This window comes from Azospirillum sp. (genome assembly GCF_035627195.1).
In the GTDB taxonomy this organism is placed as follows: domain Bacteria; phylum Pseudomonadota; class Alphaproteobacteria; order Azospirillales; family Azospirillaceae; genus Azospirillum.
Map to the genome: position 1 here is coordinate 1 of NZ_DASPMG010000312.1, position 13637 is coordinate 13637.

Here is a 13637-nt window from a genome sequence, read left to right on the forward strand (position 1 = left end):
CCCCTGCTTGCCCTCGGCGAATCCGCGCCCCATGCCGCGCGTGCGGGCGAGGTCGTCGACGGTGGTCGGCGCGTGCGCGGCGATCTCCAGGAGCGCCTCGTCGCGCAGCACGCGCGAGCGCGGCAGGTCGCGCCGCTGCGCCTCGCGCTCACGCCACGCCGCCAGCTCCTTGAGGATGGCCATGAAGCGCGGCTTGTTGGTGCGCACCTTCAGGCGCTGCCACGACGTGTCCGGCTCCACCGTGTAGGTGGCCGGGTTCGTCAGCACCGCCATCTCCTCCTCCAGCCAGTGGGCGCGACCGGTGCGGTTCAGGCGCTTGCGCAGCTTCTCGAAGGCGGGGCGCAGGTGGATGACGTCCGACAGGGCGTAGGTCAGCTGCCGCTCGGTCAGCGGACGGGCCGACCAGTCGGTGAAGCGGCTGGACTTGTCGATGCGCGCCCCGGCCAGCTTGGTGACCAGCGTCTCGTACCCGACACTCTCGCCGAAGCCGCAGACCATGGCGGCGACCTGCGTGTCGAACAGCGGGTGCGGGATCTTGCCGGTCAGGTGGAAGAAGATCTCCACGTCCTGGCGCGCGGCGTGGAACACCTTCAGCACGTTGGGGTCGACCAGCACGTCCAGCAGCGAGGTCAGGTCGATGCCCTCGGCCAGCGGGTCGATAGCGACCGCGCCGTCGGGCCCCGCCACCTGGATCAGGCAGAGCTGCGGGTAGTAGGTCTTCTCGCGCAGGAATTCGGTGTCGACGGTGATGTAGTCGGCACCGGCGAGGCCGCGGCAGAACGCGTCCAGCTCGGAGGTCGTGGTGATGAGTGTCATGCGGGCTTCATACACGAGCACGCGCCGGGGGAAAAGCCGCCAAGAGTCAAAGGTCCGTATAAGCTGCGGACGGCTTGACATTCCGCCCTTCCCGGTGTGGTGTGTCGGGCCATTCCGCGTCCGCGCGCGTGACCATAGACTCTCAAGGCAGCTCGACCCATGCACCCCTATCGCTCCCACACCTGCGGCCAGCTTCGTGAAGAGGATGCCGGTTCCACCGTCCGCCTGTCGGGCTGGATCAACCGCAAGCGCGACCACGGGCAGCTCCTGTTCATCGACCTGCGCGACCACTACGGCATCACGCAGTGCGTGATCGACAACTCCAAGGCCGACTTCGCCACGGCCGACCGGCTGCGCCTGGAGTCCGTCATCACCATCACGGGCAAGGTGGTCAAGCGCACGCCGGAGACCATCAACGACAAGATGGCGACTGGCCGCGTCGAGGTGCAGATCCAGGAGCTGACGGTCCAGAGCGAGGCCGAGACGCTGCCGATGCCGGTCAACCAGGAGGCCGACACGGGTGAGGAGGTGCGCCTTCGCTACCGCTTCCTCGACCTGCGGCGCGAGCGCATCCACGAGAACATCATCCTGCGCTCCAAGGTCATCGCCTCGGTGCGCCGCCGCATGATCGAGCAGGGCTTCACCGAGTTCCAGACGCCGATCCTCACCGCCTCCTCGCCGGAGGGTGCGCGCGACTATCTGGTGCCGTCGCGCAACCATCCCGGCAAGTTCTACGCCCTGCCGCAGGCGCCGCAGCAGTTCAAGCAGCTGCTGATGGTCGCCGGCTTCGACCGCTACTTCCAGATCGCCCCCTGCTTCCGCGACGAGGATGCGCGCGCCGACCGCTCGCCGGGCGAGTTCTACCAGCTCGACTTCGAGATGAGCTACGTCACGCAGGACGACGTGTTCGCCTCCATCGAGCCGGTGCTGCACGGCATCTTCGACGAGTTCGGCGCCTTCCGCCGCGAGACGAAGCCGGAAGTGGACTCCTACCCGTTCCGCCGCATCCCCTTCGACGAGGCGATGCTGAAGTACGGCTCCGACAAGCCGGACCTGCGCAACCCGCTGCTGATCACCGACGTGACCGAGGTGTTCAAGCGCGACGACGTGGAGTTCCGCGCCTTCCGCTCCACCGTCGACAAGGGCGGCGTGGTGCGTGCGATCCGGGCACCCAAGGTCTCCGACCGGCCGCGCAGCTTCTTCGACAAGCTGAACGACTGGGCCAAGGAGCTGGGCGCGCCGGGCCTGGGCTACATCATCTTCGAGGCTGGCGGCGGCAAGGGCCCGATCGCCAAGTTCGTGCCGGAGGCCGCCCAGGCGGCCTTGCGTGAGCTGGTTGGGCTGGAGGACGGCGACGCGGTGTTCTTCGTCTGCGACCAGCCGGGCCCGGCGGCCAAGCTGGCCGGTCAGGCGCGCACCAAGCTGGGCCAGGAGCTGGACCTCATCGAGAAGAACGCCTTCCGCTTCTGCTGGATCGTCGACTTCCCGATGTACGAGCTGGACGAGACGACCGGCCAGGTCATCTTCTCGCACAACCCCTTCTCCATGCCGCAGGGCGGCCTGAAGGCGCTGGAGGAGATGAACCCGCTGGACATCAAGGCCTACCAGTACGACATCGTCTGCAACGGCGTGGAGCTGTCCTCCGGCGCCATCCGGAACCATCTGCCGGAAGTGATGTACAAGGCCTTCGCCATCGCCGGCTACCCGCCCGAGGAGCTGGAGGCGCGGTTCGGCGGCATGCTGAGCGCGTTCAAGCTGGGCGCCCCGCCGCACGGCGGCTCGGCCCCCGGCATCGACCGCATGGTCATGCTGCTGGCCGACGAGCCGAACATTCGCGAGGTCATCGCCTTCCCGCTGAACCAGCGCGCCGAGGACCTGCTGATGCAGGCCCCCGCCCCGGTGGATCAGGCGCGCCTGAAGGAGCTGCACCTCAAGCTCGACCTGCCCAAGCCGAAGGTCGCGGCGCCGCAGTAAAGCGGCTGCAACGCAAAAGCCCCTCTCCCGCAAGGGAGAGGGGCTTTTGTTTTTACGCCGCCGCTGTTTTTACGCCGCCGCCAGGGGCCGGGGCGTGACGATCTCGCCGCGGCGGCCGAGCGCCTTGGCCAGCGCGTCCAGGCGGCGCTGCACCACCTCGCCGTAAAGGGCCGCGGCTTCGTCCGGCAGGGTCAGGGCCAGCGTCTCGCCACCCAGCTTCAGCGTCGTCTGCCGCAGCAGCCCCGGCGCCCCGCCCGACAGGGTGTGCGCCAGACGCAGCGCCAGCCCCAGAACCAGCGCCTTCTTCGCCTGCGCGTCCGACACCAGCGGCCGCACTTCGGCGGTCAGCGGGCCGTCGATGGTACCGGCGTAGCGGGCAAAGCCGGCCAGTGCCAGGAACACCCGCTCGGCATGATCCACGCCGGGGAACGGGAAGTGCAGGATGCGGCGGAAGGCGTGGTCGGCGCGGTAGTCCGGGTGCTCCGCCCAGCCGACGTCCGACAGCAGGCAGCCGGCGTGGCGCAGCACCCGTGCACGCTCGTCCTCGCCGGCGAACAGGCCGCCGGTCCAGGCCACCAGCAGCGTGGCGTCACCGAACCGCCCGAAGCGCGACGACCAGTCGTCGCACGCCGCCAGCAGCGGGTCCTGCGCCTGCTGGTCCGCCGTCAGCAGGGAATGCAGGTGCCCCTCGCGCAGGCCGTAGGCGGAGAACACCACGCGCGCCGGCTGCGCCATGCGCAACACCCGTTCCAGCACCAGCGCGGCGTAGGGCAGCGTCTCGATGCGGCGGCGGGAGCCGGACAGCTTCTCCAGCGACGACTTGCTCTGCCGGCCGACCAGGGCCGCGAACTCGCGCGCCTCGTCGGCGGCGATGGTGTAGTGGTGGATGATGTGCAGCGGATGGCGCTGCTTCTCCATGTGCAGCTTGGCCAGCGCCCGCCAGCTGCCGCCCACCGGGTAGAAGCAGCGCCCCTTGGCCTGGGGCAGCCAGGGCAGCTTCTCCAGGTGCTTGTCGATGGTGCGCGTCAGGTCGCGCGAGGCGCCCGATTCCATCAGGCGCAGCGGCCCCAGCGGCAGCGTCACCTGAGGCCCCAGCGCGCCGTGGTCGAGGCCGACCAACTCCAGGCTGCCGCCGCCCAGGTCGCCGACGAGGCCGTCCGCACCCGGCGTGCCGGACAGCACGCCCATGGCGGACAGGCGCGCCTCCTCCTCGCCGCTGATGACGCGCATGGTGAATCCGGTGCGCGCCCGCACGCGCTCCACGAAGGATTCGCCGTTGCGCGCGTCGCGCACGGCGGCCGTCGCCAGCACGTCCAGGCGGGAGATCCGCATGCCGTCGATCAGACCGCGGAACCGCTCCAGGTTCTGCAGCGCCAACTCGACGCCGGCCGGGTTGAGCTGGCCGTCCTTCTCGACCCCGCGGCCCAGGCCGCACAGCACCTTCTCGTTGAACACCGGCAGCGGCGCCCGCTTCAGCGCGTCGTAGACGACGAGGCGGATGGAATTGGAGCCGATGTCGATGACGGCTAGGCGCTCCGCCTTTGGATCCAGGGCCGGAGGCTCAAGAGCCAGAGGCTGGGCGGCGGCGGAACGTTCGGACGCTTTGCGGGGCATGGGCGCCACCATGGCTTATGACAGCGACTTCAGGCGCAGGCGCGGCGGCGTGCGCTTGGTGGACAGGGCGGAGCCGCGGCCGGACAGGCTGGGGTTCGTCATGAAGTAGTTGTGCACGCTGAACGGGTCACTGCCGCGCTTCACGCGATGGTAGGCGCCGTCGGGGCCGAGGATCCAGCTGTTCGCCTCGTCCTTCAGGTTGGCGACCATGATCTGGTCCAGGATCTGCTCGTGCACCGTCGGGTTCTCGACGGGGACCAGCGTCTCGATCCGGCGGTCGAGGTTGCGCGGCATCCAGTCGGCCGAGGAGATGAAGAGTTTGGCGTGCGGGCTGGGCAGCTTGTGGCCGTTGGCGAAGCAGATGACGCGCCCGTGCTCCAGGAAGCGCCCGACGATGGAGCGCACCCGGATGTTCTCCGACAGGCCCTTGATGCCCGGCCGCAGGCAGCAGATGCCGCGAATCACCAGATCGACCGTCACGCCGGCCTGACTGGCCTGGTAGAGCTTGTCGATGATGCCGGCGTCCACCAACGAGTTGAGCTTGACCCAGATGCCGGACGGCTTGCCGGCCTTGGCGTTGGCGATCTCCGCGTCGATCATCTCGACCAGCCGCGAGCGCAGCGTGATCGGCGCGATGGCGATCTTCTCCAGCTTCTTCGGCGTGGCGTAGCCGGTCATGAAGTTGAACATGACGGCGGCGTCGTGGCACAGCGCCGGGTCGCAGGTGAAGAACGACAGGTCGGTGTAGATCTTCGCCGTGATCGGGTGGTAGTTGCCGGTGCCGAAGTGCACGTAGCTGCGCAGTGCCTTGTTCTCGCGCCGCACCACCAGCGACACCTTGGCGTGCGTCTTCAGGTCGACGAAGCCGTAGACCACCTGGGCGCCCGCACGCTCCAGGTCGCGGGCCCAGCGGATGTTGGCCTCCTCGTCGAAGCGCGCCTTCAGCTCCACCAGTGCCGTCACCGACTTGCCGGCCTCCGCCGCCTCGATCAGCGCGGCGACGATCGGGCTGTCCTTGGAGGTGCGGTAGAGCGTCTGCTTGATCGCCACCACCTGCGGGTCGCGCGCCGCCTGCCGCACGAACTGGACCACCACGTCGAAGCTCTCGTACGGGTGGTGCACCACGATGTCCTTGTGGCGGATGGCGGCGAAGCAGTCGCCGCCGAAGTCGCGGATGCGCTCGGGGAAGCGGGCGTTGAACGGGCGGAAGACGAGGTCCGGCCGCTCGTCCACGATCAGCAGCTTGGTGTCGGTCAGGCCGATGAGGCCGTCCAGCACGAACACGTCGTCGCTGGCCACGCCCAGTTCGTGGCGCAGGAACTCGCGCAGGTCGGCGGCCATGCCGGTGTCGACGGCCAGCCGGATGACGCTGCCACGGCGGCGGCGCTTGAGCGCGCTTTCGAAGGTGCGGACCAGGTCTTCCGCCTCTTCCTCGATTTCGATCTCGCTGTCGCGCAGGATGCGGAAGACGCCGTGCGCCTTCACCTGGAACGGAGGGAACAGCTTGTCGATGAAGGTGAGGACCGCCTTCTCCAACTGGATGAAGCGGATGTCGGAACCCGGCAGGCGGATGAAGCGGTCGAGCTGGGCCGGCAGCGGCACCAGCGCGTCCAGGTGCGTACCCTTCTCCAGGTCGTGCAGCTGCAGCGCCAGCGAGAAGCCCAGGTTCGGGATGAACGGGAACGGGTGCGCCGGGTCGACGGCGATGGGCGTGAGAATCGGGAAGATGTCGTCGAGGAACTTGGCCTCCAGCCACGCCCGCTCGGCCTCCGTCAGCTCGTCCGGGTCGACCACGGCGATGCCGGCGTCGCGCAGCTCCCGCTTCAGCTGGCGCCACATGGACTGCTGGTCGCTCATCAACTCGATGATGCGCTGGTTGACGGCGTTGAGCTGCTGGGCGGGCGTCAGCCCTTCCGCGCTCAACTCCTTCACGCCGGCCGCCACCTGCCCCTTCAGGCCGGCGACGCGCACCATGTAGAACTCGTCCAGGTTCGACGCCGAGATGGAGAGGAAGCGCAGCCGCTCCAGCAGCGGATGGCTGGGGTTCGACGCCTCCTCCAGGACGCGCTGGTTGAACGCCAGCCAGGACAGCTCGCGGTTGATGAAGCGGTCGGGGTTGTCGGCCTCGATAAGGCCGGCTTCATGGGAATGGGCGTCGATGTCCTGGACGTCGGTCACGGGCGACCTCGCTGTTTGGGCGGGCGGGGAAAAAGGGCGGTCACTCTAGCCCTTTCCCGTTACGGATTTGCGACAGCGCTATATTAACCGGCCAATCCGGCTTCAGGCACGCGGAATGTCCGCCCCACCCCCGTGGCCCTTTGGCGCAATTCCCGCGGCCGGCGATCCGGGTTAGGGTGGGCGCCGCACACCGGGGAGGCGGACGATGAAGACGCTGTATCTGCTGCGCCACGCCAAATCGGCCTGGGACGACGGCGGGGTCGCCGACCACGACCGGCCGCTGGCCCCGCGCGGCGAGCACGCCGCCACCCGCATCGGCCGCTACCTGGACGAACGGGGCGTGCGGCCGGAGCTGATCCTATGCTCCACCGCGCGACGCGCCTCCGACACGCTGGACCTCGTGCTGGCGGAGATCAGCGGCGGCGAGGCGGGCATCCCGGTGGAGCGCGAGCGCGGCCTGTACCTGTGCGGGCCGCGCGTCCTGTTGGCGCGCATCCGCGACGTGCCGGACAGCGTGCACACGCTGATGCTGGTGGCCCACAACCCGGACCTGCACCACCTCGCCACCTCCCTGGTGATCGAGGGGGAGCCGCAGGCCCGCGCCCACCTGACGGAGAAGTTCCCCACCGGTGCCTGCGCCATCATCGCCTTCGACGCGGCGCGCTGGCACGACGTGGCGCCGGGCACGGGGCGGCTGGCCGATTTCGTGCGCCCGCGCGCGTTGGACTGAGGGCGTGGCGTGGGCTATAGAGCCCCCATGCCGCAGATGACGTCCACCGTGCCCAGCACCACCACCCCTGCCCCGCCCGCCTCCGGCGCGCGGGAGGTGGAGCTGAAGCTGCACGTGGACGCGCGCGACCTGCCGCGCGTGCTGACGCTGCCGGCGCTGGCCGCCCGGGCGGAGGGGCCGGCGGTCACCCGCGCCGTGCGCACCGTCTATTACGACACGCCGGACCTGCGCCTGTTCGCGCGCGGCGTGGCGCTGCGCATCCGCCACAAGAACGGCGCGCGCGTCCAGGGCGTGAAGACCATGGGCGCTGAAGCGGCCGGCGATTCGGCGGCCATCGCCGTGCGCCAGGAATGGGAAAGCCCGCTGCCCGGCCACGCGCCGGACTTCGCCCTGCTCGACGCCGGCGGGGGCGGCGCGCTGATCCCGACGGACGCGCGCGAGTCGCTGGGTGTCATCTTCGAAACCGACCTGCGGCGCACCACCCTCCTCGTCCGCCTCGACTCGCTCACCACCGTGGAGGTGGCCGTGGACGAGGGCCGCGTGCAGGCCGGCCCGGTTGCCGAGCCCATCTCGGAAGTGGAACTGGAGTTGAAGTCCGGCCGCGCCAGCCGCCTGTTCGAACTGGCGCTGGCGCTGCAGGACGCCGTGCCCGTGCGCATCGGCACCGAGAACAAGGCGGAGGTCGGCTACCGCCTCGTCACCGGCCGCACGCCCGCCCCGGTGCTGCCGGAACCGCTGGCGCTGTCGCCCCTCACCACGGTGGCGGAGGCGTTCCGGCACATCGTGCGCCATGCGCTGCGCCACCTGCTGGCAAACGAGGCCTGCGCGCTGGCCCGTGGCGACACGGAGGGGCTGCACCAGATCCGCGTCGCCTTGCGGCGCCTGCGCACCGCGCTGCGGCTCTTCGGCCCGCTCGTCGGGGCGGAAGCCGCGGACGGCTTCCGGCGCGACCTGCGCCGCCTCGCCAGCCGGCTGCGCGCCGCGCGCGAATGGGACGTGCTGCTGGCCGCCCTGCTGGCGCCCGGCGCCCCGGCCGCGGCCGAAAGCCTGACCGGCGCCGCGCACGACGCCCGCCGTGCGCCGCTGGACAAGGCCGTTGCCGCCATCCGGGCGCCGCGCTGCACCGGCGTGGTGTTGCGCCTCGCCACGTGGCTGGAGGACGGCCGCTGGCACGCCGACGCCGCCGCGAAGGCGGTTCTCGACCGGCCGATGAGCGAGCTTGCCGGCCCATGGCTGACCGACCTGCACGCCCGCGCCCGCAAGGCCGGCCGGGACGCCGGCACGCTCGACGAGGCCGGGCGGGAGCGGCTGCGCCGCCGTCTGCGCCGCCTGAACTACACCGTCGAGTTCTTCCGCGGCCTCTACCCGCCGGCATCCGCGCGCGCCTACGGGGCCACGCTGGACGCCCTGCTTGAGGCGCTGGACGCCGCGCACGACGCCACCGTGGCCGCCGGCCGCCTCGCCAGCGTGGACGCCCCCGGCGCGCGTCCCACCGCCAAGTGGCTGGGCAAGCGGGCGGCGCAGCGGCACCGGGCACTGCCCGCGCTGTGGAAGGCATTCAAGGACGCGCCGCCGTTCTGGGGCCCAGCCTCGTAGATTGGTGCCTCCTCCCCCGCTCATACCTATGCGTATGAATGGCCTGCGTCGGCCCGTCCCTTGCGTGCGGCGCATGGCTGTGGTCCAACCGGCGGGACTGCGAGGGTGCGGGCGCGGTTACCACATTCCGGACAGCCCCGCGCCTCACTTCCACGGCTTGCCATGCCCACGGACCCTCCCGCCGGGCGCGCGTTCGCGGCCGTGCCGCTGATCGTCGCCTGCGCGCTCTTCATGGAGAACCTCGACTCGACCGTCATCGCCACGGCGCTGCCGGACATCGCCCGGTCGCTGGGGGAAGATCCGCTGCGCCTGTCCGCAGCACTCACCGCCTACATGCTGAGCCTTGCGGTGTTCCTGCCGGTGTCCGGCTGGATGGCCGACCGCTTCGGCACGCGCCGCGTCTTCGCCGCCGCTATCGCGGTGTTCACCACCGGGTCCATCCTGTGCGGGCTGGCGCAGGACCTGCCGATGCTGGTGGGTGCCCGCATCGTGCAGGGCATGGGCGGCGCCATGATGGTGCCGGTCGGCCGGCTGGCGATCCTGCGCACGGTGCCGAAGGACCAGCTGGTGCGGGCCATGAGCTTCGTCACCATGCCGGCCCTGATCGGGCCGGCGCTCGGGCCGCTGGTCGGCGGCTTCATCGCCACCTACGCGTCGTGGCGGTGGATCTTCTTCATCAACGTCCCGGTCGGCCTGATCGGCCTCGTGCTGGCGCTGCGTGTCATCCCCGACGTGCGGGAGCCGGACGCCGGGCCGCTGGACGTGCGCGGCCTGCTGCTCAGCGGCGCCGGGCTGGCCGGGCTGATGTTCGCGCTGGAGAACGTCGGGCGCGGCCTGCTGCCACCGGGGCTGCTGGGCGCCATCGCCGCCACGGCCGCCGTCTGCGTGTGGCTTTACGTCCGCCACGCGCGGCGGCAGGCGCGGCCAATCCTCGATCCCACCCTGCTGCGCGTGCCGACCTTCGCCGCGTCGGTGGCGGGCGGCACGCTGTTCCGCATGGGCATCGGCGCGGTGCCGTTGCTGCTGCCGCTGCTGTTCCAGCTGGGCTTCGGGCTGACGCCCTTCGAATCGGGGGCGCTGACCTTCGCGAGTGCCGTGGGCGCCTTGACCATGAAGGCGCTGGCCGGGCCGCTGCTGCGCCGCTTCGGCTTCCGCCGGCTGCTGGTGGGCAACGCCGTGCTGAGCGGGGCGATCATGACCAGCTACGCGCTGTTCACGCCGGAGACGCCGCACATGGTGATCCTGGCGACGCTGCTGGTCGGCGGCTTCTTCCGCTCGCTCCAATTCACCGGCGTCAACACGCTGGCCTACGCCGACATCGAGGCGGAGCGGGTGAGCCGCGCCAGCACGCTGGCCGCCGTGATGCAGCAGCTGTCGCTCACCCTGGGTGTCGCGACCGGCGCCCTGGCGCTGCATCTGACGCAGGGCTGGAACGGCGGCGGCCCGCTGACTCCGGCCGACTTTGACCCCGCCTTCGCGGCGGTGGGGGCGCTGGCCATGGTCTCGGCGCTGTTCTTCCTGCCGCTGCCGGCCGAGGCCGGGGCGGGGATCAGCGGCCACCGGCGGCAGACCCAGCCGGCGGAGTGACAGTCAGAACACGCCCGGATAGGCGCCGCCGTCCAACATGATGTTCTGCCCGGTGACGAAGCCAGCCTGGGCGGAGCACAGGAAGGCGCACATGGCGCCGAATTCGTCCGGGTCGCCGATGCGGCCGGCCGGGGTGGCGGCGGCGCGGCGCGCCACCTCCTCCTCCACCGTGCGGCCGGCGGCCTTGGCGGCGGAGGCCAGCGTGGCGTTCAGGCGGTCGGTGGCGAAGGCGCCGGGCAGCAGGTTGTTGATCGTCACGTTGTGCTTCGCCACCTGCCGCGCCACCACCGCCGAAAAGCCGGTGTAGCCGGAGCGCGCGCCGGTGGAGAGGCCCAGGGTCGGGATGTTCGGCGCCTTCACCTGACCGGAGGTGATGGTGACGATGCGCCCGAACTTCCGCGCGATCATGCCGTCCACGGTGGCCTTGATGAGGAAGATCGGCGTCAGCATGTTGGCGTCGATGGCCTTCAGCCAGTCGTCGCGGTCCCAGTCGCGGAAGTCGCCCGGCGGCGGCCCGCCGGCGTTGTTGACCAGGATGTCCGGGTCGGGGCAGGCCGCCAGCGCCGCCGCGCGCCCCTCCTCTGTCGTGATGTCGCCGGCCACGGCGGTGACGGTCACGCCGGTCGCCCGGCGGATTTCCTCGGCCGTGGCCTCCAGCGCTTGCGAGCCCCGCGCGGTGATGGTGACGTGCACGCCCTCGCGCGCCAGCGCCAGCGCGCAGGCCTTGCCCAGCCCCTTGCTGGCGGCGCAGACGAGCGCGCGGCGCCCGGCGATTCCCATGTCCATGGCCTATCCCTCCCCGATGTCGTTCAACACCCCGCGCACGAGCGGCACGGTGATCCGGCGGTGCGCCGCCAGCGACGCGCGGTCGATGGCCGCGACGATCCGCCGCGCGGCGTCCAGCGAGCGTTCCATGCGCGCCAGCAGGTAGGCCACCACCTCCTGCCCCGGCATCAGCTGGCGGTCGGCGAACAGCTTGACCAGCACGGCGGCCAGCAACGCGTCGTCGGGCGGCGCCACGCCCACGGCCGGCGCGCCCTTGATGCGCGAGCGCAGGTCGGGCAGCCGCACGCGCCAGCGCGACGGCGCCTTGCGCGCCAGCAACAGCAGCGTGCCCCCGGCGTCGCGGGCGAGGTTGTAGAGGTGGAACAGCGCCTCCTCCCGCTCCGCCTTCCCGGCCACCTTGTCGGCGTCGTCCACGGCGACGGCACGGGTGCGGGCCAGCAGCGCCGGCAGATCGGCGGCGGGAAGCTGCTCCGCCGTCACCAGCGGGGCGCCGCTGCGCGCCCGCCAGACGTGCGCGAGGTGCGTCTTGCCGCAGCCCGCCGGCCCGTGGATGGTCAGCGCCGGGGCCGGCCACGCCGGCCAGCGGTCCAGCCATGCGATGGCGTCCTGGTTGCTGGGCGCCACCAGGAAGTCCTGACCGCCCATGGCCGGGCGGAAGGCGAGGTCCAGCGGCAGTTGCGCGGCATCGGTCATGGCCGCTCCGCCGGCGGCACGTGTTCCAGCACCACGGCCGATTCGCCGCGGTAGTAGGCGCTGCCCATGTACTGGCGCAGGGCGAAGCGGATCAGCACGCCGATGACGGCCGCCACCGGCACGCCCAGCAGCACGCCGACGAATCCGAACAGGCTGCCGCCGGCCAGCAGGGCGAACATCACCCACACCGGGTGCAGGCCGACCTTGTCGCCCACCATCTTGGGCGTCAGCACGTTGCCTTCGACCATCTGGCCGATCACGAAGATCGCCACCACCAGCCCGACGCGCCACAGCTCGTCGAACTGCAGGAAGGCCAGCCCGGTGGAGGTCACGAACCCGAACAGCGTGCCGACGTAGGGGATGAACGACAGCACCCCCGACAACAGCCCGACCACCAGCCCGAAGTTCAGCCCCGCCACCGACAGCCCCAGCGCGTAGAAGGCGCCCAGCGCCAGGCACACCATGGCCTGTCCGCGCACGAATCCGGCCAGCGTGCGGTCCACCTCGCGCGCCTGGGCGCGGATGGTGGTCAGGTGCTGGCGGGGCAGCCAGCTGTCCACCGCCGTCATCATGCGGTCCCAGTCGCGCAGCAGGTAGAAGGCCACCACCGGCGTGATGAACAGCACCGAGAACACGTCGAACAGCGCCAGCCCGCCCGACAGGATGCCGCGCAGCACCCGGCCGATCCAGCTCACCGCCTCCCCCGCGTAGGAGCCGGCGGCGCTGCGCAGCCGCTCCACGTCCTCCGGCGACAGGCGGTGGACGAGACGGTCGATGGCCGGCAGCACGCGCTCGCGCATCACCTGGGCGTAGTGCGGCAGCGTTTCGATCAGCAGCGAGGCCTGCGCCTGCACCAGCGGCAGCAGGAGCAGCAGGAACGACACGGCGACCAGCACGAAGGACAGCAGCACCAGCACCGTGCCCAGCCAGCGCGGCAGACCCCAGCGCTCCGCCCGGTCGACCAGGGGATCCAGGAAATAGGCGATGGCGAGGCCGGCGACGAAGGGCAGCAGCATCCCCGCCAGGATCCACAGGCCCAGCGCGAACAGCGCCAGCCCGACCAGCCAGAAGCGGAGCTGCTTGGCCGGATTCACGACACCCCTCCGTGCCGGTCGAACAGCGAGCGCCCGCGTCCCAGGTAGCCGACGCCGGACAGCACCGTCGTCGCCGCCACGGTGTAGACCAGCACGGTGACCAGCGGGTAGCCGCCCACCAGGAACTCCGGCACGTCCAGGCCGGCCGGCGCCAGCACAGCCGCGGCCAGCGCGATCTGCACCGCCGTGTTCAGCTTGGAGATGGACAGCGGCTGCATGGCCAGCGGTTCGCGCAGCGCGTAGGCCAGCATGAAGGCGCCGACGATCATGATGTCGCGGAACACCACCAGGATAACCAGCCACAGCGGCAGTTCGCCCACGTGCCCCAGCGCCACGTAGACGCTGACCAGCAGCGCCTTGTCGGCGATCGGGTCGAGGTAGGCGCCCAGCACCGTGCGCGAGCTGAACATGCGGGCGATGGCGCCGTCCACCGCATCGGAGATGCCGGCGGCGACGAACAGCCAGAACGACCACCCCAGCTCCCCGGACAGGATCAGGTAGACCGCGAGCGGCACCGCCAGGATGCGGCCGAACGTGATGATGTTGGGGATGCTCACCGGCGCACCGTT

At 71.0% G+C, this 13637-nt stretch carries 11 protein-coding genes; 4 read left to right on the top strand and 7 right to left on the bottom strand.

Going from position 1 to position 13637, the window contains the following annotated elements:
* On the bottom strand, positions 1–816 hold an 816-nt coding region (gene rnd / locus VED21_RS28155; RefSeq protein ID WP_324888351.1), incomplete at its 3' end, for a ribonuclease D.
* A gap of 159 nt (positions 817–975) precedes the next feature.
* On the opposite strand from rnd, the gene aspS reads away from it, so the two are divergent.
* Positions 976–2790, top strand: coding sequence for an aspartate--tRNA ligase (aspS, locus tag VED21_RS28160; RefSeq protein WP_324888353.1), 1815 nt, complete (start codon positions 976–978; stop codon positions 2788–2790).
* Positions 2791–2859: 69 nt separating this feature from the next.
* Here the strand turns inward: aspS and VED21_RS28165 are convergent, their stop codons facing one another.
* On the bottom strand, positions 2860–4404 hold the full coding sequence (locus tag VED21_RS28165; protein WP_324888355.1) for a Ppx/GppA family phosphatase: 1545 nt from the start codon (positions 4402–4404) through the stop codon (positions 2860–2862).
* 15 nt (positions 4405–4419) lie between these two features.
* Positions 4420–6582: an RNA degradosome polyphosphate kinase gene (locus tag VED21_RS28170; protein WP_324888357.1), complete on the bottom strand. Its 2163-nt coding sequence runs from the start codon at positions 6580–6582 to the stop codon at positions 4420–4422.
* Between the two features lie 205 nt (positions 6583–6787).
* Between VED21_RS28170 and VED21_RS28175 the strand changes: the two genes are divergently transcribed.
* The 3 genes from VED21_RS28175 (at position 6788) to VED21_RS28185 (ending at position 10495) form a co-directional block, all read left to right on the top strand.
* Entirely contained in the window at positions 6788–7312 is a 525-nt protein-coding gene (locus VED21_RS28175) for a histidine phosphatase family protein (RefSeq protein WP_324888359.1), read from the top strand.
* A gap of 27 nt (positions 7313–7339) precedes the next feature.
* Positions 7340–8908: a CHAD domain-containing protein gene (locus tag VED21_RS28180; protein ID WP_324888361.1), complete on the top strand. Its 1569-nt coding sequence runs from the start codon at positions 7340–7342 to the stop codon at positions 8906–8908.
* Positions 8909–9070: 162 nt separating this feature from the next.
* Positions 9071–10495 carry a DHA2 family efflux MFS transporter permease subunit gene (locus tag VED21_RS28185; protein ID WP_324888363.1) on the top strand — a complete coding sequence of 475 codons (1425 nt, stop codon included), beginning with the start codon at positions 9071–9073 and terminating at the stop codon, positions 10493–10495.
* A 3-nt stretch (positions 10496–10498) separates the two neighbouring features.
* Here VED21_RS28185 and VED21_RS28190 read toward each other — a convergent pair whose 3' ends face one another.
* The 4 genes from VED21_RS28190 to VED21_RS28205 all read right to left on the bottom strand — a co-directional run.
* Entirely contained in the window at positions 10499–11281 is a 783-nt protein-coding gene (locus VED21_RS28190) for an SDR family oxidoreductase (protein ID WP_324888365.1), read from the bottom strand.
* Positions 11282–11284: 3 nt separating this feature from the next.
* Entirely contained in the window at positions 11285–11974 is a 690-nt protein-coding gene (locus VED21_RS28195) for an HdaA/DnaA family protein (RefSeq protein WP_324888367.1), read from the bottom strand.
* A complete protein-coding gene (locus VED21_RS28200; protein WP_324888369.1) occupies positions 11971–13068 on the bottom strand; it encodes an AI-2E family transporter in 1098 nt (365 codons plus the stop codon). Before VED21_RS28200 ends, VED21_RS28195 begins: the two co-directional genes overlap by 4 nt.
* On the bottom strand, positions 13065–13637 hold a 573-nt coding region (locus VED21_RS28205; RefSeq protein WP_324888371.1), incomplete at its 5' end, for a CDP-alcohol phosphatidyltransferase family protein. The genes VED21_RS28200 and VED21_RS28205, both read right to left, overlap by 4 nt.